Genomic DNA, 20,580 nt, shown 5'->3' on the forward strand with positions numbered 1-20,580 from the left:
GTGACAATGGTGCGGTGGAGATCGAGTCGTTCCGGGCGCTGCTGACCGAGCAGGGGCAGGCGCTGCTGGCCGAGTTGCGGGGTTTCACGGCGGCGGAGGAGCTGGCGCTGGCGACCAGGCTGCGGCGGGAGTACCCGGCGGAGCTGGTGCGGGCCGCGTTCGAGCAGGCCCGGCTGCGGCAGCGCGCCGAGGCGAAGTTCGGGGCGGACGCCGCCGCGATGTACTTCACCCAGCACGGGGTGGAGCAGGCGACCCGCCGGTCGGTGGCCGAGTGGCGGGCGGGCCGGTTCGCGGCGCTGGGGGTGCGGCGGCTGGCGGACCTGTGCTGCGGGATCGGCGGGGACGCGATCGCGCTGGCCCGGGCCGGGATCGCGGTGCTGGCGGTGGACCGGGACGAGCTGACCTGCGAGGTGGCGCGGGCGAACGCGGCGGCGCTGGGCGTGGCGGAGCTGGTGGAGGTCCGCCGGGCGGACGTCGCGGACGTCGGCACGGCGGGCTTCGACGCGGTGTTCACCGATCCGGCGCGGCGGACCTCGCGCGGCCGGGTGTTCGACCCGGAGGCGTACTCGCCGCCGCTGTCCTGGGCGGTGGAGGCGGCCCGCGGTGCCCCGTTCGGGGCGTTGAAGGTGGCGCCGGGGATCCCGCACGAGCTGGTGCCGGAGGGTGCGGAGGCGGAGTGGGTGTCGGACCGGGGCGAGGTGAAGGAGGCGGTGCTGTGGTTCGGCACGGCCGCCGCCGAGCCGTACCGGGCGACGCTGCTGCCGGGCGGGCACTCGCTGGCGGGCGGGGCGCTGCCGGACCCGCCGGTGGGCCCGGTGGGGCGGTACCTGTACGAGCCGGACGGTGCGGTGATCCGGGGCCGGATGGTGGCCGAGGTGGTGGCGGCGGTGGGCGGCCGGCTGATCGACCCGATGATCGCGTACGTCACCTCGGACGAGCTGCGGCCGACGCCGTACGCGCAGGCGTACGAGCTGACCGACGTACTGCCGTTCCAGGTGAAGCGGCTGAAGGCGCTGGTGAAGGAGCGCCGGATCGGCACCGTGGTGATCAAGAAGCGCGGGGCCCAGGTGGTGCCGGAGGAGCTGCGGCGGCAGTTGAAGCCGGCCGGGCCGAACGCGGTGACGGTGATCGTGGCCCGCACCGCGGCCGGCCCGGTGATGATGCTGGGTCAGCCGGCGGGCTTGGCGATGTAGTCGTCGAGGCGGGCGACCGCGAAGCCCTGCTCCTGGATGCGGGAGAGCATCTCGCCGAACATCTGGGTCATGGTCTCGCCCTTGAGGTCGGACGGGCCGCGGAAGTGCGCCAGGATGATGTCGCCGTTCTTGAGCTTCTTGTCGGCGGCCTGGTACTGCATGTCGTGGATCTGCATGGACTCGCGCCACAGCACGACGGCGCGCGGCCCGCACTCCTGCACTGCGGTGTTCAGCGCCGGGGTGTTGGCGCCGTCGCCGTAGGGCGGGCGGAACAGGTAGGGCGCGGTGCCGTACTGCTGGGTGAGGGCGGCCTGGTCGTCGCAGATCTGCGACTTCTGCTGGGCGGGCGCGAGCTTGCTCATCACCGGGTGGCTGACGGTGTGGTTCTGGATGCTGTTGCCGAGCGCCTGGAGCGGCTTGAAGTAGGCGTAGTCGTTCTTGACGATGTCCTTGGTCAGGAACATCGTGATCGGCACCTTGAGGTCGGTCAGCATCTGGACGAACCTGGGGTCCTTCTCGGCCCCGTCGTCGATGGTGACGAAGACGACCTTGTCCTGGGTGGGGACCTCGCTGAACACCGGGACGGTGCCGGTCTTCGCCAGCTTGATCGGCTTGTCGGCGGGCGGGGCGGGCGCCTTGGCCATCGGCTTGAGGCCCCACTTGGCCCAGGCGGCGTCCCCGGCCGCGTCCTGGGCGGGCGCGGAGGCGGTGCCGCCGCCGCCCGGGGTGCCCGGGGCGCCGGCGGACGGCGGGGTCTGCGCGGCGGGCTTGTCGGCGGGCCCGGAGCTCCCGCAGCCGCTCGCCGCCAACAGGACGGCGAGCGCGCCCGCCCCGTACCCGATCCGTGCCCTGGTCCTCACCGGATGCCCCCCGCTCGCCCTCTACACACGTGTCGATGTTCAGGACGAACGGTACCTGCTCCGCGGTTGCCTACCCGACATCCGTGCGGGTGAAGGTCCAGTGGTGCGCGGGGCGGGCCAGCAGCCCGGCGGGCGGCTCCGGCACCGGCTGCGGCGCGCCCGTCCACAGGGCGATCAGCAGCACCCGCTCGCCGGGCGCGGTGAACAGCTCGACCCGCTCCAGGCCGGCCGCGCCGCGCACCGCGGGCAGCGCCGTCTCCCGGGCCCAGGCGTGCAGTTCGGCCCCCCGGCCGGCCGCCGCCCGGGCCTCCCACATCGCCGCCAGGGTCACTTCAGCGCCTCGTGGGCGTGCGCGTGCACGTCCCCGTGCTCGGCGCCCGGGACGTGGGTCTCGGTGACCGGCAGCGAGGAGTCCGCGGACAGGTCGAAGGAGGACGGGGTGCGGTTCCGCCACACCATCTCGGAGCCGAGCGCGGCCACCATCGCGCCGTTGTCGGTGCACAGGCCCGGCCGGGGCACCCGCAGCACGATGCCGGCCTTGTCGCAGCGCTGCCGGGCCATCTCGCGCAGCCGCGAGTTGGCGGCCACGCCGCCGCCGATCATCAGGTGGTCGACGCCGTTGTCCTTGCAGGCCCGGACGGCCTTGCGGGTCAGCACGTCGGTGACCGCCTCCTGGAAGGACGCCGCGACGTCCGCCACCGGCACCGGCTCCCCGGCCCGCCGCCTGGCCTCCACCCAGCGCGCCACGGCGGTCTTCAGGCCGGAGAACGAGAAGTCGTACGCCGGGTCCCCGGCGTTGTTCAGGCCGCGCGGGAACGCGATCGCCTTCGGGTCGCCCTCCTTCGCCATCCGGTCGACCACCGGGCCGCCGGGGAAGCCCAGGCCGAGGACGCGCGCCACCTTGTCGAACGCCTCGCCCGCGGCGTCGTCGATGGTCGCGCCGAGCGGCCGGACGTCGGAGGTGATGTCGCTGCTCAGCAGCAGCGAGGAGTGGCCGCCGGAGACCAGCAGCGCCATCGTCGGCTCGGGCAGCCGGCCGTGCTCCAGCTGGTCCACGCAGATGTGCGAGGCCAGGTGGTTGACGCCGTACAGCGGCTTGTCCAGCGCCCAGGCGTACGCCTTGGCGGCGCTGACGCCGACCAGCAGCGCGCCCGCCAGGCCGGGGCCCGCGGTGACGGCGATGCCGTCCAGGTCGCTCGCCCTGACCCCGGCGGTGTCCAGCGCCCGCCGGATGGTCGGGACCATCGCCTCCAGGTGGGCCCGGCTGGCGATCTCCGGGACGACGCCGCCGAACCGGGCGTGGTCGTTGACGCTGGAGGCGACCGCGTCGGCCAGCAGCGTGGTGCCGCGGACGATGCCGACGCCGGTCTCGTCGCAGGAGGTCTCGATACCGAGGACGAGGGGTTCGTCAGCCATTGTGATGATCCTTCAGATCGCTTGCATCGCTTGCCAGGTGGTCCAGACGCATCACCAGCGCGTCCACGTTGGCGGGCTGGTAGTAGCCCCGCCTGATCCCGACCGGCTCGAACCCGAACCGCTCGTACAGCCGCTGCGCCCGCAGGTTGTCGACCCGCACCTCCAGCAGCAGCTCGGCGCAGCCGCGCCGCACCGACTCCTCGACCAGTTCGGTCAGCAGCATCGCGCCGAGGCCCGCGCCCTGCCGGTCGGTGTCCACCGCGATGGTCTGCACGTCGCCGTCCGCGCCGACCGCCATCAGCCCGGCGTAGCCGACCACGGCGCCGCCCGCGTCCACGGCCACCACGTAGTGCCGGCTGCCGCCCGGGTACGCCTCGGCCAGCTCCGACCAGTACATCCCGCGCGACCAGGCGTCCTCGGGGAACAGCCGGTGCTCCAGCACCATGACCGGCTCGATGTCCCACCAGCGCATGGGACGCAGCGCGTACTCAGCCACGCGGGCCGACCGCTCCGGCGCCGCTCACGCCGGCAGCACCGCCTTGTAGCCGGCCGGGACCTGGGCGTCCGGGCGGCGCAGGTACAGCGGGGCGTTCGGCAGCAGCGCGCGGCCGGCCGCCAGCGCGCGGGCCGCGAAGTCGGCGAGGGCGCCCGCGGAGACGTGCTCGGGGCCGCTCGCGGCGGGCAGGCCGTACAGCAGCGCGCCCGCGCCGACCGTCCGCTCCCCCGGTTCGATCTCGGCCGGGCGGTCCACCGCGGGGCCGGAGACCCGGGTGCCGTCGGCGTCGTAGGAGGCCCAGTAGACCTCCTTGCGGCGGGCGTCGGTGGCGACCGTGAACGGACCGGCCAGGCCCTCGGCGCGGGCCTGGTGGGCGATCGCGTCGAGGGTGCAGACTCCGTGCACGGGCAGGCCGAGCGCGTCGCCGAGGGCGGCCGCGGTGACCAGGCCGACCCGCAGGCCGGTGTACGGGCCGGGGCCGACGCCGACCGCCAGGTGGGTCAGGTCGCGCTTGTCGACGCCGGCGGTGCGCAGCACGTCCGCGACGGTGGGGAGCAGCAGTTCGCCGTGCCGTCGGGCGTCGACCTCGTAGGACTCGGCGAGCACCCGCTCGCCGTCGTGGACGGCGGCGGTGACGGCGGGGGTGGCGGTGTCGAAGGCGAGGAGGAGCACGGGTTCAAGGTTAGAGGGTCCGGCCCGGGGCTCCGTACGGCGGGGAACACACGATCGGAAGAGGGCGGAACAGGGGTCCGAACCTGGCACGATGGGCTCTCGGACGTGGGATGCGGAGCGTTGAGGAGCAGAGACGTGGCGAAGCTGGGTCCTGGTGCGGTGGTCGGCGGGTTGACCCTGGCGGCCCTCGCGGTGGTCGGGCTGCTGGCGTTCCAGGCGAACGGCGCCGCCTCGCGCGCGGTGGCGGCGGCCCCGTCGGCGTCGAGCAGCGCCGCCGGCGCCCCGTCGTCGGCCGCGCCGTCGGCGAGCGCGCAGCCGTCCGCCCCGCCGCTGCCGGGCGAGTCCGGCGCGGGCCTGCGGGTGGTGTACTCGCTGAAGGAGCGCCAGGTCTGGCTGGTCGACCCGAAGAAGCCGGTGCCGGTGCTGGCCTCGTTCAAGGTGACGCCGGGCGCCGTGCAGCCCTCGCTCGGCGCGTACACGGTGTACAGCCGGTCGGCGGCGAGCGACGGCACCGACGGGCGCAAGGTCGAGCACGTGGTGCGGTTCGCGCAGCAGTCCGGCACGGTGTTCGGCTTCAGCGCGCTGGTCGACGAGTCCGCGCAGCCGACCGCCGCGCCGGACCCGAAGAGCAAGCCCGGCGGCATCCGCTCCTCCCGCCCGGACGCCCAGCTGCTGTGGGACTTCGCGCCGAACGGCACCCGGGTGGTCGTGGTCGCCTGAGCGGGCGGCGGTCGCCCGGCGTCAGGCGGCGTCGCGCTCCGGCGGGGTGGAGACCGCCGCCGCGGCGCGGCAGGACGCCAGCAGGGCGCGCATCGGCACGGGCGCGGCGAGCGGGCGGGCGGTCCGTTCCGACCGCTCGTCGCGGCCGTCCCGGGCGGTCGTCGCGGGACGGTCCTCGGTACCGGGGGTGGTGCTCGCCATGGGGCGCCTCCCTAGTTAGGCATACCTAACCTGCTGGCGCCATCCCATCACGGCCGCGCGGTGCGCCGCAACAGTTTGCCGACACGCTGTCGGAAACCCGGCTCAGTTCTCACCCAATCCGGTGAGGTCCTGACCGTCCCAGCGCCCGCCCAGCCCGGTCAGGGTGACCCGGCGCCCGTCCGCCTCCTCGACGGCGTCCGCGGCCTCGCCACCCAGGGTGCGCTCGATCCGGATCTCCAGCCGGTCCTCGGAGAGCTGCTCGACCTTGCCCTCGCCCCACTCCACGACGACCACCGACTCCGGCAGCGACACGTCCAGGTCGAGGTCCTCCATCTCGTCCAGGCCGCCGCCCAGCCGGTACGCGTCCACGTGCACCAGCGCGGGGCCGCCGGTCAGCGGGGGGTGCACCCGGGCGATCACGAAGGTCGGCGAGGTGACGGCGCCGCGCACCCCCAGGCCCTCGCCCAGGCCCCGGGTCAGCGTGGTCTTGCCCGCGCCCAGCTCCCCCGACAGCAGCACCAGGTCGCCGGGGCGCAGCAGCCCGGCGAGCCGTCGGCCCAGGCCGGTCATCCGCTCGGCGGTGTCGACGGTCAGAGTGGTCTGCGAACCCATGGCGTCCTTCTTCGATCGATGCGGCCACCCCTAAGGTGCCACACCGCGGGGGCGCCGCCCGCGGTCAGTCCGCGGCGGGGGTCTCCGGCTCGGTCGCCAGGTCCCGGACCGCCTCCGGGAGCGGGCCCGTCCCGGCGTGCGCGGCGGCCCGCTCCAGCAGGGCGGCCAGCTCGCGGTCGACGGTGCCGGGGCGCTCCAGCATCACCAGGTGCCCGGCGTCCGGCACCAGCACCAGGCGGGCGTCGGGCAGCGCGGCGGCGATCGCCTCCGAGTACTCGGGCGGGGTCAGCAGGTCCTTGGTGCCGGCCAGCACCAGCGTCGGGACGCCGGCCAGCCCGGCCAGCGCGGCCCGCTTGTCGTGCGCGGAGAACGCCGGGTAGAACTCGGCGACCACGTCGATCGGGGTGGCGTCCAGCAGCTGCTCGGCGAACCGGGCCACCCCCGGGTCGACGTCCTTGCTCCCGAACGAGAAGCGGCGGTAGAACACCGCCGCCACGTCCGAGCCCCAGCGCCGGGTGGCCTCCACCAGCTCGACCTGGCGGCCGAGCAGCCGCACCACGCCCGGGGCGACCCGCTTGACCACCTTGGCGCCGAGCGCGGGCAGGCCCAGCGGCACCGAGTCCCAGTCGCCGGCCAGCGTGCCGACCAGCGCCACGCCCGCGACCCGGCCGCCCCCGGCGAACAGCTCGGGGTGCTGCGCGGCCAGCGCCATCACCGTCATGCCGCCCATCGAGTGCCCGACCAGCACCACCGGGCCGTCCGGCACCACGGCGTCCAGCACCGCCCGCAGGTCGGCGCCGAGCTGGTCGATCGAGGCGGCCTCGCCGCCCAGGAAGGAGCGGGAGCGCTCGGAGCGGCCGTGGCTGCGCTGGTCCCAGAACACGGTGCGCAGCGCGCCGCGCAGGGCCGCGCGCTGGAAGTGCCAGCCGTCCTGGTTGAGGCAGTAGCCGTGGCAGAACACCACGGTCGGGCCGCCGTCCCGCCCGGCCTCGTCCACCTCGACGTACAGCCCGGTGCCGTCGTCCGCGGCCACCGTGCGGGCCTTGCCGCGCAGCGACCCGAACGGTGCCGCGGCGTCCAGTTCCTCGCGGGCCCGGCGGCGCATCGTCCGGCCCACCGTGAGCCGCTCGATCGCCACCCCGGCCGCCGCCCCGGCGGCCAGCACGCCCAGCGAGATCCCGATCAGGCCCGCGCGGGACACCCCGCCGGACGGCGACTGCTCGGCCATCAGCCCTCGGTCCCCCCGACGTAGCGGCGCGGTACCCGTCCCCCGATCCGGGTGATGATCTCGTACGCGATGGTGCCGCAGGCCCGGGCCCAGTCCTCGGCGGTCGGCTCGCCGCGCTCGCCGGAGCCGAACAGCAGCACCTCCTCGCCGACCTCGGGCAGGTCGCCGCCCAGGTCGACGACGAACTGGTCCATCGCGACCCGGCCCGCCACCCGGTACCAGGACGAGCCGATCTGCACCGGCCCGGTGTTGCTGGCGTGCCGGGGCACGCCGTCCGCGTACCCGACCGGCACCAGGCCGAGCGTGGTCGGGCCCGGCGTCGTGTAGTGGTGCCCGTACGAGACGCCGTGGCCGCCCGGGGCGCGCTTGACCAGCGCCAGCCGGGCCGCCAGCGACATCACCGGCCGCAGCCCGTAGTCCGCCGGGGAGCCGACGTCCGGCACCGGGGACAGGCCGTACATCGCCAGGCCCGGCCGGACCAGGTCGTAGTGCGACTGCGGCAGCAGCAGGGTGGCCGGCGAGTTCGCCAGGTGGCGGACCTCCGGGTCGACCCCGGCCCGCTCGGCGAACGCCAGGGCCTGCGCGAACGAGTCCAGCTGGACCTGGATCGACGGGTGGCCCGGCTCGTCGGCCGCCGCGAAGTGCGACCAGACGCCGACCACCCGCAGCAGCCCGTCCGCCTGCGCCTTGACCGCGTTCTCCACCAGGTCCGGCCAGTCGTGCGGCTGGCAGCCGTTGCGGCCCAGCCCGGTGTCGATCTTCAGGTGCACCCGGGCCGGGACGCCGGTCTCCCGGACCGCCGCCAGCAGCTCGTCCAGCGCCCACTGGCCGCCGACCGAGATGTCCACCGACTCGCGCAGCGCCCGCGCCCACGGGCCGCCCGGCGTCCACAGCCAGCACAGCACCCGGGCCTGCTCCGGCCCGATCCCGGCGGCGCGCAGCGCGAGCGCCTCCTCCGGCGTGGCCGTGCCCAGCCAGCGCACCCCCGACGCGACGGCCTCCCGGGCGCAGCGCAGCGCCCCGTGCCCGTACGCGTCGGCCTTCACCACGGCCATCAGCTCGGGCCCGTCGACGCGGGCCCGCAGCGCGGCCAGGTTGCCGCGCAGCGCGCCGAGGTCGATCGTCGCCTCGGCGCGGGCGCCCTGGGCCAGTGCGGGCGTGCCGGTGGTGTTCGCAGTCGTCATCGCCTATCAGTCTCCCAGACCGCCGCCGCTCCCCCCGTCAGGGGCACGGCCGACCGGGCCGTTCTCACCCGTCCACCCGTACGTCCCGCCTCCCCACTGCCTCCACGCGGTGGACGGGGTTCCGGTTCCGCCGGGCCCGTCCGGCGGGTGCCTCAGCCCACCAGCGCGGCCCAGGCCGGGTGGAGGGCGGCGGCGATGTCGAGGGCGGTGATCGGGGCGCCGGGGCCCGCCGCGCGGCGGCCGGCCAGGCCGTGCAGGTGGGCGGCGACCGAGGCGGCGTCCAGCGGGGCGAGTCCGGCGGCGAGCAGTGAGCCCGCCAGCCCGGCCAGCACGTCGCCGCTGCCGGCGGTGCCGAGCCAGCCGGTGCCGGTGCGGTTGACCCGGGTCCGGCCGTCGGGGTCGGCGACCACCGTGGTGGAGCCCTTCAGCAGCACCGTCGCGCCGTACCCGGCGGCCAGCCGCCGAGCGGACCGCAGCCGGGCCGCCTCGACGGCCTCCGCGCCGGTCCGCTCGCCGGTCCGCTCGCCGAGGCCCGCGAGCAGCCGGGCGGCCTCCCCGGCGTGCGGGGTGAGCAGGACGGGCGCCTCCCGGCCCAGTGTCGCCCCGGGCCCGGTCCGGGCCAGCGCGGTGAGCGCGTCGGCGTCCACCAGCACCGGCACCGCGCTGTCCAGGGCCTCCCGCAGCGCGCCCGCCGCGTCCGCTCCCCCGCCGGGCCCGACCACCCACGCCTGCACCCGCCCGGCCCGGGCCGGGCCGTCCTCGGTCACCAGCGCCTCGGGGTGCCGCCGCACCACCTCCGCGGCCGCGTGCCCGGTGTACCGGACCGCCCCCGCGCCGCCGCGCAGCGCGCCCGCGACGGCCAGCACCGCCGCCCCCGGGTAGGTCGCCGACCCGGCGGCGATCCCGACCACGCCGCGCCGGTACTTGTCGCTCTCCGCGCCGGGCGCCGGCAGCAGCGCGGCCGCGTCGGCGTGCTGCAGCACCTCGACGGGCGCGGGCGGCAGGTCCAGCCCGAGGCCGACGAGGTGCACCACGCCCGCGTACCGCGCGCCCGGGTCGATCAGCAGGCCCGGCTTGTGGGTGCCGAAGCACACCGTGACGTCGGCCCGCAGCGCGGCCCCGGCCACCTCCCCGGTGTCCGGGTCGACGCCCGACGGGACGTCCACCGCCACCAGCGTGCCGCGCCGCGGCAGGCCCGCGAGCGGCGCGGCCACCGGGCGCAGCGGCCCGCGCCCGCCGATCCCGACGATGCCGTCCAGCACCAGGTCGGCCCGTCCGAAAGCGCCCTGGTCGTCCGTCACCCGCCCGCCCGCCGCCAGCAGTTCGGCCAGCCCCGCGCCGTGCACCCGGCCCGGGTCCAGCAGCAGCGCCTCCACCCGGGCCCCGCGCCGCGCCAGCCGCGCCCCCGCGAACAGCGCGTCCCCACCGTTGTCCCCGGACCCGGCCAGCACCAGCACCCGGCTCCCGTACACCCGCGGCAGCAACCCCGCGCACACCGCCGCCAGCCCGGCGGCGGCCCGCCGCATCAGCGCCCCGTCGGGCAGCCGCGCCATCGACTCGGCCTCGGCGGCCCGTACTTGATCGACCCGGTGGGCGAAACGCATCCGCACTCCTCGAACGAGAGACTCTTGGGCAGGTGCTTCCGGGCCCGCCGGGCCTCGCGGGAGCGAAGCTCCGGGGGCCCGGGGAACGGCGGTGCCGAGGGGCTGGTGTCCGACGGGCCGCTGGGCGCCACCCCGTTTCGGGCCGAAGGTCCTCGGCGGAGGCCCCGTGACGCCCCGCCGGGATCACTGTTCCCGGGACCCCGAACAGTTCACCCCTCGGCGATGACGACCGCCGAGGCGACGCCCGCGTCGTGGCTGAGCGAGATGTGCCAGGAGGTGACGCCGAGCGCGGCGGCCCGGGCCTCGACGGTGCCGGTGATGTGGAGGAGCGGGCGGCCCGACTCCTCGACCCGGACCTCGGCGTCCTCCCAGTGCAGGCCGGGCGGCGCGCCGAGCGCCTTGGCCACGGCCTCCTTCGCGGCGAACCGCGCGGCCAGCGAGGCGACCCCCCGGCGCTTGCCGGAGGGGAGGGTCAACTCCGCGGGGGTGAAGAGGCGTTCGGCGAGTCCGGGGGTGCGTTCCAGGGACTCCCCGAACCGTTCGATGTCCGCCACGTCGATGCCGACCCCGATGATCACGTCCCGCTCCCTCGTCCATGCCTGCGCGGTGGGTACCCACCGCGCAGGCATGGACGATACGCGGGCTACTCGACGGTGACGGACTTCGCCAGGTTGCGGGGCTGGTCGACCTCGTGGCCCTTGGCGGTGGCCAGCTCGCAGGCGAAGACCTGGAGCGGGACGGTGGAGACCAGCGGCTGCAGCAGGGTGGGGGTGGCGGGGATCCGGATCAGGTGGTCGGCGTAGGGGACGACGGCCTCGTCGCCCTCCTCGGCGATCACGATGGTCCGGGCGCCGCGGGCCCTGATCTCCTGGATGTTGGAGACGATCTTGTCGTGCAGGATCGAGCGGCCGCGCGGCGAGGGCACCACCACGACGACCGGCAGGCCCTCCTCGATCAGCGCGATCGGGCCGTGCTTGAGCTCGCCGGCGGCGAAGCCCTCGGCGTGCATGTAGGCGAGTTCCTTGAGCTTGAGCGCGCCCTCCATGGCCACGGGGTAGCCGACGTGCCGGCCGAGGAAGAGCACCGAGCGGGCGTCGGCCAGCGAGCGGGCCAGTTCGCGCACCGGCTCCATGGTCCGCAGCACCTCCTCGACCTGCCGCGGGGCGTCGCCGAGTTCGCGGATCACCGAGGAGATCTCGTCGCCCCACTTGGTGCCGCGGACCTGGCCCAGGTACAGCGCGACCAGGTAGCAGGCGACCAGCTGGGTCAGGAACGCCTTGGTGGAGGCGACCGCGACCTCGGGCCCGGCGTGGGTGTACAGCACCGCGTCGGACTCGCGCGGGATGGTCGAGCCGTTGGTGTTGCAGATGGCCAGCACCTTGGCGCCCTGCTCGCGGGCGTGCCGGAGCGCCATCAGGGTGTCCATGGTCTCGCCGGACTGCGAGATGGCGACGACCAGGGTGCGGTCGTCCAGGATCGGGTCGCGGTAGCGGAACTCGCTGGCGACCTCGACCTCGCAGGGGATGCGGGTCCAGTGCTCGATCGCGTACTTGGCGATCATGCCGGCGTGGAAGGCGGTGCCGCAGGCGACGATCACCACCTTGTCGACCTCGCGCAGCACCTGGTCGGGGATGCGCAGCTCGTCGAGGGTGAGCCGGCCGTCGGTGCCGATCCGGCCGAGCAGGGTGTCGGCGACGGCCTTCGGCTGCTCGGCGATCTCCTTGAGCATGAAGTAGTCGTAGCCGCCCTTCTCGGCGGCGGAGGCGTCCCAGTCCACGTGGTACTCGCGGACCTCGGCGGGCGTGCCGTCGAACCCGGTGACGACGACTCCGGAGGGACGGAGTTCGACGACCTGGTCCTGCCCGAGCTCGATCGCCTCGCGGGTGTGCTCGATGAAGGCGGCGACGTCGGAGGCGAGGAAGTTCTCGCCGTCGCCGACGCCGACCACCAGCGGGGAGTTGCGGCGGGCGCCGACCACCACGCCGGGCGCGTCGGCGTGCACCGCGACCAGGGTGAACGCGCCGTCGAGCTGGCGGCAGACGGTGCGCATGGCCTCGGCCAGGTCGCCGTCGTAGGCCTCGGCGAGCAGGTGCGCGACGACCTCGGTGTCGGTCTCGGAGCGGAGGGTGTGGCCCCGGTCGGCGAGGTCGGCGCGCAGCCGGGCGAAGTTCTCGATGATGCCGTTGTGGACGACCGCGACCTTGCGGTGGTCGTCCAGGTGGGGGTGGGCGTTGGCGTCGGTGGGGCCGCCGTGGGTGGCCCACCGGGTGTGCCCGATGCCCGTGGTGCCGGCCGGGAGCGGGGTCTCGGCCAGCGACTTCTCCAGGTTGACGAGCTTTCCGGCCCGCTTGTCGGTCGCCAGGAGCCACTGCCCGGGGGCTCCTTCGGTCTGCACCGCGACACCGGCCGAGTCGTAGCCCCGGTACTCCAGTCTCCGCAGACCCGCGATCACTACGTCGAGGGCCGGCTGGGGGCCCGTATATCCAACAATTCCGCACATATGCGCCAGCATAGGTGGCGGTGTTCGGATCCCGGCGGAACGGCTGACCACACCGGGTGACCGACACCACAACACCCCGTACGCCGGACACGGCCCACAATGGACCCTGTGCTGACCGAACTCTGTACGAGGGGCGCGACCCCCGCGCCCACCCCCTCCCCGTACGTGGATCTGGACCGCGCCGAGTGGAGCGCGCTGCGCGAACGCACCCCGCTGCCGCTCACCGCCGAGGAGGTCGAGCGGCTGCGCGGCCTCGGCACCGCGCTCGACCTCGACGAGGTCCGGGACGTCTACCTGCCGCTGTCGCGGCTGCTGAACCTGTACGTGCACGCCACCCACGAGCTGCGCGGCGCGGTCGGCAGCTTCCTCGACACGCCCGACACCGAGCGGGTCAGGACCCCGTTCGTGATCGGCGTGGCGGGCTCGGTCGCGGTCGGCAAGTCGACCACGGCCCGGCTGCTGAAGGCACTGCTGGCGCGCTGGCCGGAGCACCCGCGGGTGGAGCTGGTCACCACCGACGGCTTCCTGCTGCCCAACGCGGAGCTGCGCCGGCGCGGCCTGATGGCCCGCAAGGGCTTCCCGGAGTCGTACGACCGGCGGGCGCTGACCCGCTTCGTCGCGGACGTCAAGGCCGGCAAGGAGCGGGTCACCGCCCCGGTGTACTCGCACCTGGTCTACGACATCGTGCCGGACGAGCGGCTGGTGGTGGAGCGCCCCGACATCCTGATCGTCGAGGGCCTGAACGTGCTGCAGCCGGCCCTGCCGGGCACCGACGGGCGGACCAGGATGGCGGTCGCCGACTACTTCGACTTCTCGATCTACGTGGACGCCCGCACCGACGACATCGAGCGCTGGTACCTGAACCGGTTCCGCAAGCTGCGCGAGACGGCGTTCCAGGACCCGAGCTCCTACTTCCAGCGCTTCACCGAGGTGCCCGAGGAGGAGGCGATGGACTACGGCCGCCAGGTCTGGCGGACCATCAACCGGCCCAACCTGCTGGAGAACGTCCTGCCGACCCGCGGCCGGGCCACCCTGATCCTGCAGAAGGGCCCCGACCACAAGGTCCGCCGGGCCCGGCTGCGCAAGCTCTGAGGGGGCGCGGGCATCACGGCTTGGTCCCGATTGGCGTGACCCTGAGCACCTGGGCGTCCGCTATGCCCATTTTCGGGCTGATTCACGCTTTGCCCGGGCGTCTATCATCAGGACGGCCCAACCCGTGCTCGCCACAGGTCGGCCCACTCCATACGTGAACAGTCGACCGAGACGGTCCGGGGGCCATGCTCGCTTTCCTGCTCCAACTCCGCCAGTGGTGGACCGCCGGCGCCATCTACCCCTTCGCGGTCTTCATGAGCGGCGTGTGGGTGCTGTGGTTCGTCCGCCTCGGCCTGGCCCGCCGGTACCGCCCGTGGACGCGGCCCTACCAGGTCAGCACCTCGGTGATCATCCCCGTGGTGGACGAGCCCCCGGACCTCTTCTACTCGGTGCTCGACCGGATCATCGACCAGCAGCCGACCGAGATGGTCGTGGTCATCAACGGGAAGCGGAACACCGCGCTCGAAGAGGTCTGCAACAGCCTCGGCGTCTACTGGGAGTGGACCGAGACCCCCGGCAAGCGGAACGCCCTGAAGGTCGGGCTGGAGGCCTGCACCAGCGAGATCGCCGTGCTGGTCGACTCCGACACCATCTGGACGCCCACCACCCTGCCCGAACTGGTCAAGCCGTTCCGGGACGAGAAGGTCGGCGGGGTGACGACCCGTCAGCGCATCCTGGACCCGGGCCGGTCGGTGCTCACCCGCTGGGCGGACTGGCTGGAGAGCGTCCGCTGCCAGTACTCGCTGCCCGCGATGAGCGTGCTCGGCACCGTCGGCTGCCTGCCCGGCCGGACCATCGCCTTCCGCCGGAAGATCCTGCTGGAGTGCATGGAGGACTTCCTGTCGGAGAAGTTCCTCGGCGTCTTCCTGGAGGTCAGCGACGACCGCACGCTGACCAACTACACGCTCAAGCAGGGCTACCGCACCGTCTACCAGTCCAGCTCGCTGGTCTACACCGACGCACCGCTGCGGCTGGGCAAGCTCGCCAAGCAGCAGTACCGGTGGGCCCGCGGCTCGCAGTACAACACGCTGCGGATGCTGCCCTGGATGCTGATGCGGGCCCGGATGCTGGCGCTGTTCTACGTGGTCGACATCGTGGTGCCGTTCGTCCTGCTCGGCTCGTTCGCCTCCTGGGGCGAGGCGCTGTGGCACCGCACCGGTCCCAGCCTGTACATGGAGCTGCCGCTGCCCGCGGTGCACTGGAAGGCCGTCGCGACCGTTCTGGTGCTCGCCGCGGTGATGTCGCTGCTCTCGATCGCCGTCCGGTTCGGCCGCCACTTCGCCTACCGGACCCAGGACCTGGTCTTCCTCCCGGTGTTCATGGTGATCAACACGTTCGTCCTGCTGCCGGTGCGGCTGCTGGGCTTCTTCCGGATGGGCCACAACGCCTCCTGGGGCACCCGCAAGGACGGCTTCGCCGGCGAGCGGGCGCGCAGCGTCAAGGTGGTCATCCCCTACCTGCTGGGCAGTGCGCTGCTGTTCGGATCGGTGATGATCAGTGTCTGACACGACCGTGGAGCCCCTCGCCGAGCAGCGCCCGGCCCCCGCCGCGCGGCGCCGGAAGAAGACCCGCTGGTGGTCGCGGGGCAGCGGCATCCGGCTGCGGATCTGGATGACCGTCAACGTGCTGCTGCTGGGCACGCTCTGCTGGGGCGTCATGGCCGCGCTGGAGCTGGACGGCAAGGGGCCGCGGTACGCGGGCCTCGGCCACCCGGCCGGCGCGCCCGGGATCGGCCAGCTGATCAACCCGGCCCCGCCGCCGGTGCCGGACAAGTCGCTGTTCGAGACGCCGAAGGGCAAGTACTTCGGCGTGGCGACCCCGGAGGCCCCGTGGTCCGCCGGCGAGGTCGACGCGATCGCCGCGAAGGCCGGCGTGCGGCCCACCATGACCGAGTACTTCGTGCGCTGGACCTCCGAGTTCGACCCCAAGGCCGTCTCCCGGGCCTACGCGCACGGCACCCTGCCGGTGATCTCCTGGGAGCCCTGGGACGGCGAGGACAACGGGCACGCCGAGCAGCCCGCGTTCGCCCTGTCCACCATCGTCTCGGGCGCCCACGACGACTACATCCGGCGCTTCGCCCAGGCCGTCGCCGCCCAGAAGTGGCCGGTGGCGATCCGCTTCGCGCACGAGATGAACGGCACCTGGTACCCCTGGTCGGAGAGCCAGAACGGCAACCACAAGGGCGAGTACGTCGCGGCCTGGAAGCACGTCCACGACCTGTTCCAGCAGGCCGGGGCGGGCAACGTCATCTGGGTGTGGAGCGCCAACATCGTCCGGCCGGTGCCCAACACCGACCTGACCGCCCTCTACCCGGGCGACGACTACGTCGACTGGGTCGGCCTGACCGGTTACGGCACCAAGGGCGAGGCCGGCGCGGCGGACACCTTCGGGCCGACCCTCGACATCGTCCGCAGGATCACCACCAAGCCGATCCTGATCACCGAGACCGGTCGCGAGCCGAGCGCCGCGCTCAAGGCCAAGTGGACCACCGACTTCTTCGCCTGGCTCAACCAGCAGGCGGACGTGCTCGGCTTCATCTGGTTCGAACGGGACCGGGACCAGGGCGGCAAGGCCGACTGGCGGTTCGACGAGACCCCCGAGTCGCAGCGCGCGTTCGCCGAGGGCATCGCCACCGTCAAACTCGCGGACGGGCTCGGGGGCTGAGGCCCCGTCGGTCGGCCGGCCCCTCCCCCGTCAGCCCTTCTTCGGCGTCGGCTTGTACACCCACACCGTGTAGTGCAGGCCCTTGATGTCGGTCGGCAGGTCGGCGACCTGCTGGTAGTCCTTGTTGGCCTGCAGCGCGGCGGTGATCTTCACGTCCAGGTCCTTGGTGGTCTTGTTGTCCAGCACCACCAGGGCGAACTTGTTGGCGGCGATCGCCTTCTCGTAGGCGGGCGCACCGGTGTAGGTCTTCTTGTCCTTCGGGTCCTTGTACGTGTAGGACCAGGTGCTGACCCACTGCGTGCCGTCCGTCTCGTGGCGCAGGTAGTAGCGCGGCACCGGGGAGTTCTCCGCCAGGTACAGGCCCTGCTCGCCGACGTACGGCCGGATCGTGGAGATCATCCCGGTGGCGTCCGCCCAGCCCCGCTGGTAGAGCCGGTCGGTCTCCGGCAGGCCCACCGCCAGGGTGCCGACCAGTCCGGCCGTGATCAGCAGCGGCTGCCAGATCCGCCGTCCCCGACCGACCGTCAGCAGCCAGGCCAGGAAGTAGCCGGCCAGCAGGCTGGCGAACCAGGCGCCGAAGGTGACGTGCTTGTGCAGCGAGACCGTCAGGTTGATCCGGGACTGGTTGATCGGGGCCAGCATCACCGCGAGCAGCAGCACCGCACCGACGCCCCGGCTCGTCCAGGACGCGCCGCGCACGCACAGCAGCACCAGACCGGCCACCGCCAGCAGCCAGACCGGACCGACCCAGTCCCAGGCCTCGCCGAAGATGAACGCCGCCGAGTCCTGGCCGGTGTGCCGGCTCAGCGTGGTGGACTCGATGCCGCCCCACAACTGGTCACCGCCCGCCAGGATGCCCAGGCCCATCACCGCACCCGCCACCGCGGTCGTGAACAGGCCGCGCAGCAGCGCCGCCCCCGGCCGCAGCCGCGGCATCGCGCACAGCACCACCAGCGCCACCACCACGGGGCTCCACAGCGCGGACGCGAACTTGACGCCGTCGGCGAGCGCCACCACCAGACCGGTGGCGGCCAGCCAGCCCCAGCGGCCCTCGGCCCGGATCGCCAGGTAGCCGGCCAGCGCGGTCAGCAGCACCGCCATCGGGTCGTAGGTGGAGAAGGCCGCCAGGAACTGGGTGGGCGTCAGCACCACCAGCACCAGCGCCGCCAGCGCGCCCGCCGTCCGCCCGTACAGCCGGGAGGCCGCCAGGTAGGCCAGCACGGTGGTGGCCATCATGCAGGCCAGGCCGAGCAGTCGGGCCGCCGTGGTGCCGCCGATGGTGTCGGCGGCCGCGCCGATCGGCGGGTAGAGCTGCACGGCGCCCGAGAAGTAGCTGGCGTAGTTGGGCAGTTTGGTGCCGCTCACCCAGTGCGACACCAGGTCGTGGCCCGCGAAGAGGTACAGCGCCTCGTCGCTGAACGCGGTGCGGGTCCAGATCAGGCGCAGCGCGAACCCGACCTGGACGGCCAGCGCCAGCAGCAGGAACCAGACCGGCAACCGGAGTCCGAGGAACCGGCTGCCGGTCTCCTCCTCCCGGCGGGCCCGCCGGGAGGAACCGGACCCCGTCCCGGGCTCCGCGGCGACCGGCGGAGCCTCCTCGGTATGGGGAGAAACGGCCCAGGACACGGTTGGCTCCAGTGGAGATTCAGTGAACGCGATCGACCTGACCGCACGAACGCGCCATTATTTCCGGCCGTTCGCACCCAACACAAGAGCCGCCGTCAGCGCAGTGGCCACGTGACGAGCACCTGCCCGGCGAGCCCCTGGCGGAAGGAGTCGCGGGCCCCCGGCGAGGTGGTGAACCGCCAGTCGTAGCGCCCGCCCTCGCTGTCCGAGAACTGGAACCAGGCGAAGCCGACCACCCGTGGATGGTCGATCAGCCAGGAGAAGAAGTCCTGGGTCCACAGCGCCTTGCCGTTGCCGGGACGCACCCCGGCCTCGCCGATGAAGACCGGCTTGTCCGAGAGGTCCGTCAACTCGTCGTAGGTGGCGTCGAGCAACGGCCCCACGCTCTCCGCGTCGTCGGTGCCGTACGCCTCCGTCCCCATCCAGTCGACGTAGTCGTCGCCCGGGTAGAACCGGGACAGCGGCGGCCGGCCCTGGCTCTGCGTGTCCGGGCACCACAGCCAGATCACGTTGTCCGCGCCCTGCGCCTCGAACACGTCGTGCAGGTGCCGCCAGGCCGCGACGTAGTCGCCCTTCCGGTTGCCGTTGCGCTCCTCGGACCACGGGTACCAGGTCTCGTTCATCTCGTGCCCGAACCGCAGCACGACCGGTCCCCTGGCCTTCTTGACGTCCCTGGCGAAACGTTTCACGTAGTCGTCCAGCGCCCCCGAGGCGATCCGCGAAAGCCGGTAGTCCGGCTGGTCCACGGCCTTGTCGCCGCCGGCCCACGGCTCCCAGGTGACCAGCGGCATCGCGCCCAGCCGGTAGGAGGCCTCGAAGGCCTCCTGGTCGAAGTCCTGGTTCCACTTGAGGAAGTACTCCTGGACGGTCGGGTGCTGCCCCGAGTCGTCCGCCACCTGCTTGGTGCGGTCGGCGCTCGGCGCCTCCGGCGTCGCGATCCCGAACAGCAGGCCCGGCGGGTTGACCAGCCGGTCCTTGCTCGCCTCGGTGCCCGGCTCCTCGGCCGGCAGCACCCCCGTGTCCGCGGCCCCCGGCGGGGCGGCGGCCGGCCGATTCGGCACCGATCCCGAGGCGCCGTCCAGTTCCACCGCGAAGCAGCCCAGCAGCAGGCCGATCACCAGGCCGACCCGCAGCAGTGGCGGCAGCCGCCGCCACAGCCGCGCCAGCACCGGGCCGAGCACGGCCGCCAGTCGCTCGGTCAGGCCCGCGACGAACGTCACGGGCCCCTCCAGCAGCGGCGGCACGTGCTCGCGTATCCACCCGCCCAGGGCGTCGAGCCGGTCCGGCCGCCCCTCAGCCCGCATTCAGAACGGCCTGCCCACGGGCCTTCAGATCGTCCATGGCCTGCTTGAGGATCCCCGCCGACGCCGACTTCACGGCCGGCGTGGAGTCCGTCACCGGGCTCAGGTCGGCGTTGCCGCCGGTGGTGAACACCACGTAGCGGCCGTACGAGTCGCTGGAGGTCGCGCACTGCTTGAGGTCCGGGCAGAACCGCGGCGTGGCGTTCGAGCGCAGCGCCTTCACGTTGCCGACGACCTTCGACTTCACCCGGTCCGCCTGCGGCTTGGTGTCGAACACCGCGATGCCCACGGTGACCGCCGACTTCTCGGACAGGTAGGTGGCCAGGTACATGTCCTGGCAGTTCTCGGTGACCAGCACCGAGCCCAGGCCGTTGTTGGTCTCCGCGGAGCACTCGGTGCCGTGCTCGGTCGCCACCCGGTTCAACTGCTGGCCGTCGACGGTCAGCGTCGCGCCCGGGAACAGGCTCTCCACCGACAGCGGGGCCTTGTCCGTGGAGGCGCGGCTGAGCGCCTCCTCCGCCGACTTCGGCTTCGCCACCGGCGAGCCCGAGGGACTGCCGGTCGGGCCGGGATCGGTCGACTGCCCGGCGATCGGCTTGTTCGGCTTGTCGTCGTTGCCGACCATCACCGCCGCGGTGACGATGCCGCCGACCAGCACCAGCGCGCCCAGGGTGCTGAGCAGGGCGACCGTCCGCTTGCGGCGCCGCCGCTCGTCCTCGTGCTGGGAGGCCATCGCCGACCAGTCCGGTGCCTCCGCGTCGCCCTGGAAGGTCGGCGCGGCGTACCGGCCCTGGTACGGCTGCTGACCGTCCGGCGGCGGGAAGCCGCCCGGCCCGTACGACTGCGGCGACCCGGGCCCCTGCGAGTAGCCGGGCCCCTGCGGCGGCCCGAAACCGGGCTGCGGCGGCGGCACCTGCTGCGGGTACCCGTACGCCGGCTGCGGGCCGCCCTGCGGCGGGTAACCGTACGCCGGCTGCGGCGCACCGTGCCCACCGGGCTGCTGCGGCGGGACCCCCGGCCCTGATGCCGGCTGCTGCGGCTGCTGCTGACCCTCTGACATCAACGCCCCCTCCACGCTTCGATCACAGTCCCGAATGCTATCGGTAGAGCTTCGAACGTCCACAGCCCGCCCTCGGGCAGTCCGAAGCGTTGCCGATCCGTCACCTGCCCGCCCGGACAGCGGGACCGGGACCGGCTCCCCACCGGACCCG

At 73.8% G+C, this 20,580-nt stretch carries 20 protein-coding genes; 5 read left to right on the top strand and 15 right to left on the bottom strand.

Annotated elements, in window-relative coordinates:
- Positions 1 to 14 precede the first annotated feature (14 nt).
- The gene (locus ACIQBJ_RS23930) at positions 15 to 1,193 is read left to right on the top strand and encodes a methyltransferase domain-containing protein (RefSeq protein ID WP_400714112.1); all 1,179 of its coding nucleotides are present in this window, start codon (positions 15 to 17) and stop codon (positions 1,191 to 1,193) included.
- On the opposite strand, the gene ACIQBJ_RS23935 is transcribed toward ACIQBJ_RS23930, so the two are convergent.
- From ACIQBJ_RS23935 to tsaB, 5 genes are all read right to left on the bottom strand, one after another.
- Positions 1,169 to 2,053, bottom strand: a complete 885-nt coding sequence (locus ACIQBJ_RS23935) for a polysaccharide deacetylase family protein (RefSeq protein WP_400714115.1) — start codon at positions 2,051 to 2,053, stop codon at positions 1,169 to 1,171. The genes ACIQBJ_RS23930 and ACIQBJ_RS23935 overlap by 25 nt on opposite strands.
- Before the next feature lie 70 nt (positions 2,054 to 2,123).
- Positions 2,124 to 2,384, bottom strand: coding sequence for a hypothetical protein (locus ACIQBJ_RS23940; protein ID WP_400714118.1), 261 nt, complete (start codon positions 2,382 to 2,384; stop codon positions 2,124 to 2,126).
- Positions 2,381 to 3,469: a tRNA (adenosine(37)-N6)-threonylcarbamoyltransferase complex transferase subunit TsaD gene (gene tsaD / locus ACIQBJ_RS23945; RefSeq protein WP_400714121.1), complete on the bottom strand. Its 1,089-nt coding sequence runs from the start codon at positions 3,467 to 3,469 to the stop codon at positions 2,381 to 2,383. Before tsaD ends, ACIQBJ_RS23940 begins: the two co-directional genes overlap by 4 nt.
- Positions 3,462 to 3,941 carry a ribosomal protein S18-alanine N-acetyltransferase gene (rimI, locus tag ACIQBJ_RS23950; protein WP_400714584.1) on the bottom strand — a complete coding sequence of 160 codons (480 nt, stop codon included), beginning with the start codon at positions 3,939 to 3,941 and terminating at the stop codon, positions 3,462 to 3,464. Before rimI ends, tsaD begins: the two co-directional genes overlap by 8 nt.
- A gap of 48 nt (positions 3,942 to 3,989) precedes the next feature.
- Positions 3,990 to 4,637, bottom strand: coding sequence for a tRNA (adenosine(37)-N6)-threonylcarbamoyltransferase complex dimerization subunit type 1 TsaB (tsaB, locus tag ACIQBJ_RS23955; RefSeq protein WP_400714124.1), 648 nt, complete (start codon positions 4,635 to 4,637; stop codon positions 3,990 to 3,992).
- 135 nt (positions 4,638 to 4,772) lie between these two features.
- Between tsaB and ACIQBJ_RS23960 the strand changes: the two genes are divergently transcribed.
- Positions 4,773 to 5,357 carry a hypothetical protein gene (locus ACIQBJ_RS23960; protein ID WP_400714127.1) on the top strand — a complete coding sequence of 195 codons (585 nt, stop codon included), beginning with the start codon at positions 4,773 to 4,775 and terminating at the stop codon, positions 5,355 to 5,357.
- A 21-nt stretch (positions 5,358 to 5,378) separates the two neighbouring features.
- Here the strand turns inward: ACIQBJ_RS23960 and ACIQBJ_RS23965 are convergent, their stop codons facing one another.
- The 7 genes from ACIQBJ_RS23965 to glmS form a co-directional block, all read right to left on the bottom strand.
- Positions 5,379 to 5,558 (bottom strand): hypothetical protein, encoded by a 180-nt coding sequence (locus ACIQBJ_RS23965; protein WP_400714130.1) that lies wholly within the window; start codon positions 5,556 to 5,558, stop codon positions 5,379 to 5,381.
- Between the two features lie 102 nt (positions 5,559 to 5,660).
- Positions 5,661 to 6,170 (bottom strand): tRNA (adenosine(37)-N6)-threonylcarbamoyltransferase complex ATPase subunit type 1 TsaE, encoded by a 510-nt coding sequence (tsaE, locus tag ACIQBJ_RS23970; protein ID WP_400714133.1) that lies wholly within the window; start codon positions 6,168 to 6,170, stop codon positions 5,661 to 5,663.
- 64 nt (positions 6,171 to 6,234) lie between these two features.
- A complete protein-coding gene (locus ACIQBJ_RS23975) occupies positions 6,235 to 7,398 on the bottom strand; it encodes an alpha/beta fold hydrolase (protein WP_400714136.1) in 1,164 nt (387 codons plus the stop codon).
- A complete protein-coding gene (gene alr / locus ACIQBJ_RS23980) occupies positions 7,398 to 8,582 on the bottom strand; it encodes an alanine racemase (RefSeq protein ID WP_400714139.1) in 1,185 nt (394 codons plus the stop codon). Before alr ends, ACIQBJ_RS23975 begins: the two co-directional genes overlap by 1 nt.
- Positions 8,583 to 8,734: 152 nt before the next feature.
- Positions 8,735 to 10,186 (bottom strand): NAD(P)H-hydrate dehydratase, encoded by a 1,452-nt coding sequence (locus ACIQBJ_RS23985; RefSeq protein ID WP_400714142.1) that lies wholly within the window; start codon positions 10,184 to 10,186, stop codon positions 8,735 to 8,737.
- A 209-nt stretch (positions 10,187 to 10,395) separates the two neighbouring features.
- Positions 10,396 to 10,764 (bottom strand): holo-ACP synthase, encoded by a 369-nt coding sequence (locus ACIQBJ_RS23990; RefSeq protein WP_400714145.1) that lies wholly within the window; start codon positions 10,762 to 10,764, stop codon positions 10,396 to 10,398.
- Positions 10,765 to 10,829: 65 nt separating this feature from the next.
- The gene (gene glmS, locus ACIQBJ_RS23995) at positions 10,830 to 12,686 is read right to left on the bottom strand and encodes a glutamine--fructose-6-phosphate transaminase (isomerizing) (RefSeq protein WP_400714148.1); all 1,857 of its coding nucleotides are present in this window, start codon (positions 12,684 to 12,686) and stop codon (positions 10,830 to 10,832) included.
- A gap of 99 nt (positions 12,687 to 12,785) precedes the next feature.
- Between glmS and coaA the strand changes: the two genes are divergently transcribed.
- The 3 genes from coaA to ACIQBJ_RS24010 all read left to right on the top strand — a co-directional run bounded on the left by coaA (position 12,786) and on the right by ACIQBJ_RS24010 (position 16,442).
- Positions 12,786 to 13,778, top strand: a complete 993-nt coding sequence (coaA, locus tag ACIQBJ_RS24000; RefSeq protein WP_400714151.1) for a type I pantothenate kinase — start codon at positions 12,786 to 12,788, stop codon at positions 13,776 to 13,778.
- 185 nt (positions 13,779 to 13,963) lie between these two features.
- Positions 13,964 to 15,283, top strand: a complete 1,320-nt coding sequence (locus tag ACIQBJ_RS24005; protein WP_400714153.1) for a glycosyltransferase family 2 protein — start codon at positions 13,964 to 13,966, stop codon at positions 15,281 to 15,283.
- Positions 15,276 to 16,442 (top strand): glycoside hydrolase family 26 protein, encoded by a 1,167-nt coding sequence (locus tag ACIQBJ_RS24010; protein ID WP_400714156.1) that lies wholly within the window; start codon positions 15,276 to 15,278, stop codon positions 16,440 to 16,442. Before ACIQBJ_RS24005 ends, ACIQBJ_RS24010 begins: the two co-directional genes overlap by 8 nt.
- A 30-nt stretch (positions 16,443 to 16,472) precedes the next feature.
- On the opposite strand, the gene ACIQBJ_RS24015 is transcribed toward ACIQBJ_RS24010, so the two are convergent.
- The 3 genes from ACIQBJ_RS24015 to ACIQBJ_RS24025 form a co-directional block, all read right to left on the bottom strand.
- On the bottom strand, positions 16,473 to 18,068 hold the full coding sequence (locus ACIQBJ_RS24015; protein WP_400714159.1) for an ArnT family glycosyltransferase: 1,596 nt from the start codon (positions 18,066 to 18,068) through the stop codon (positions 16,473 to 16,475).
- 95 nt (positions 18,069 to 18,163) lie between these two features.
- On the bottom strand, positions 18,164 to 19,372 hold the full coding sequence (locus tag ACIQBJ_RS24020) for a glycoside hydrolase family 26 protein (RefSeq protein ID WP_400714162.1): 1,209 nt from the start codon (positions 19,370 to 19,372) through the stop codon (positions 18,164 to 18,166).
- A complete protein-coding gene (locus ACIQBJ_RS24025; protein WP_400714165.1) occupies positions 19,362 to 20,429 on the bottom strand; it encodes a hypothetical protein in 1,068 nt (355 codons plus the stop codon). Before ACIQBJ_RS24025 ends, ACIQBJ_RS24020 begins: the two co-directional genes overlap by 11 nt.
- Positions 20,430 to 20,580 lie beyond the last annotated feature (151 nt).

The sequence above is a fragment of the Kitasatospora sp. NPDC088391 genome, assembly GCF_044753345.1.
Classification (GTDB): domain Bacteria; phylum Actinomycetota; class Actinomycetes; order Streptomycetales; family Streptomycetaceae; genus Kitasatospora.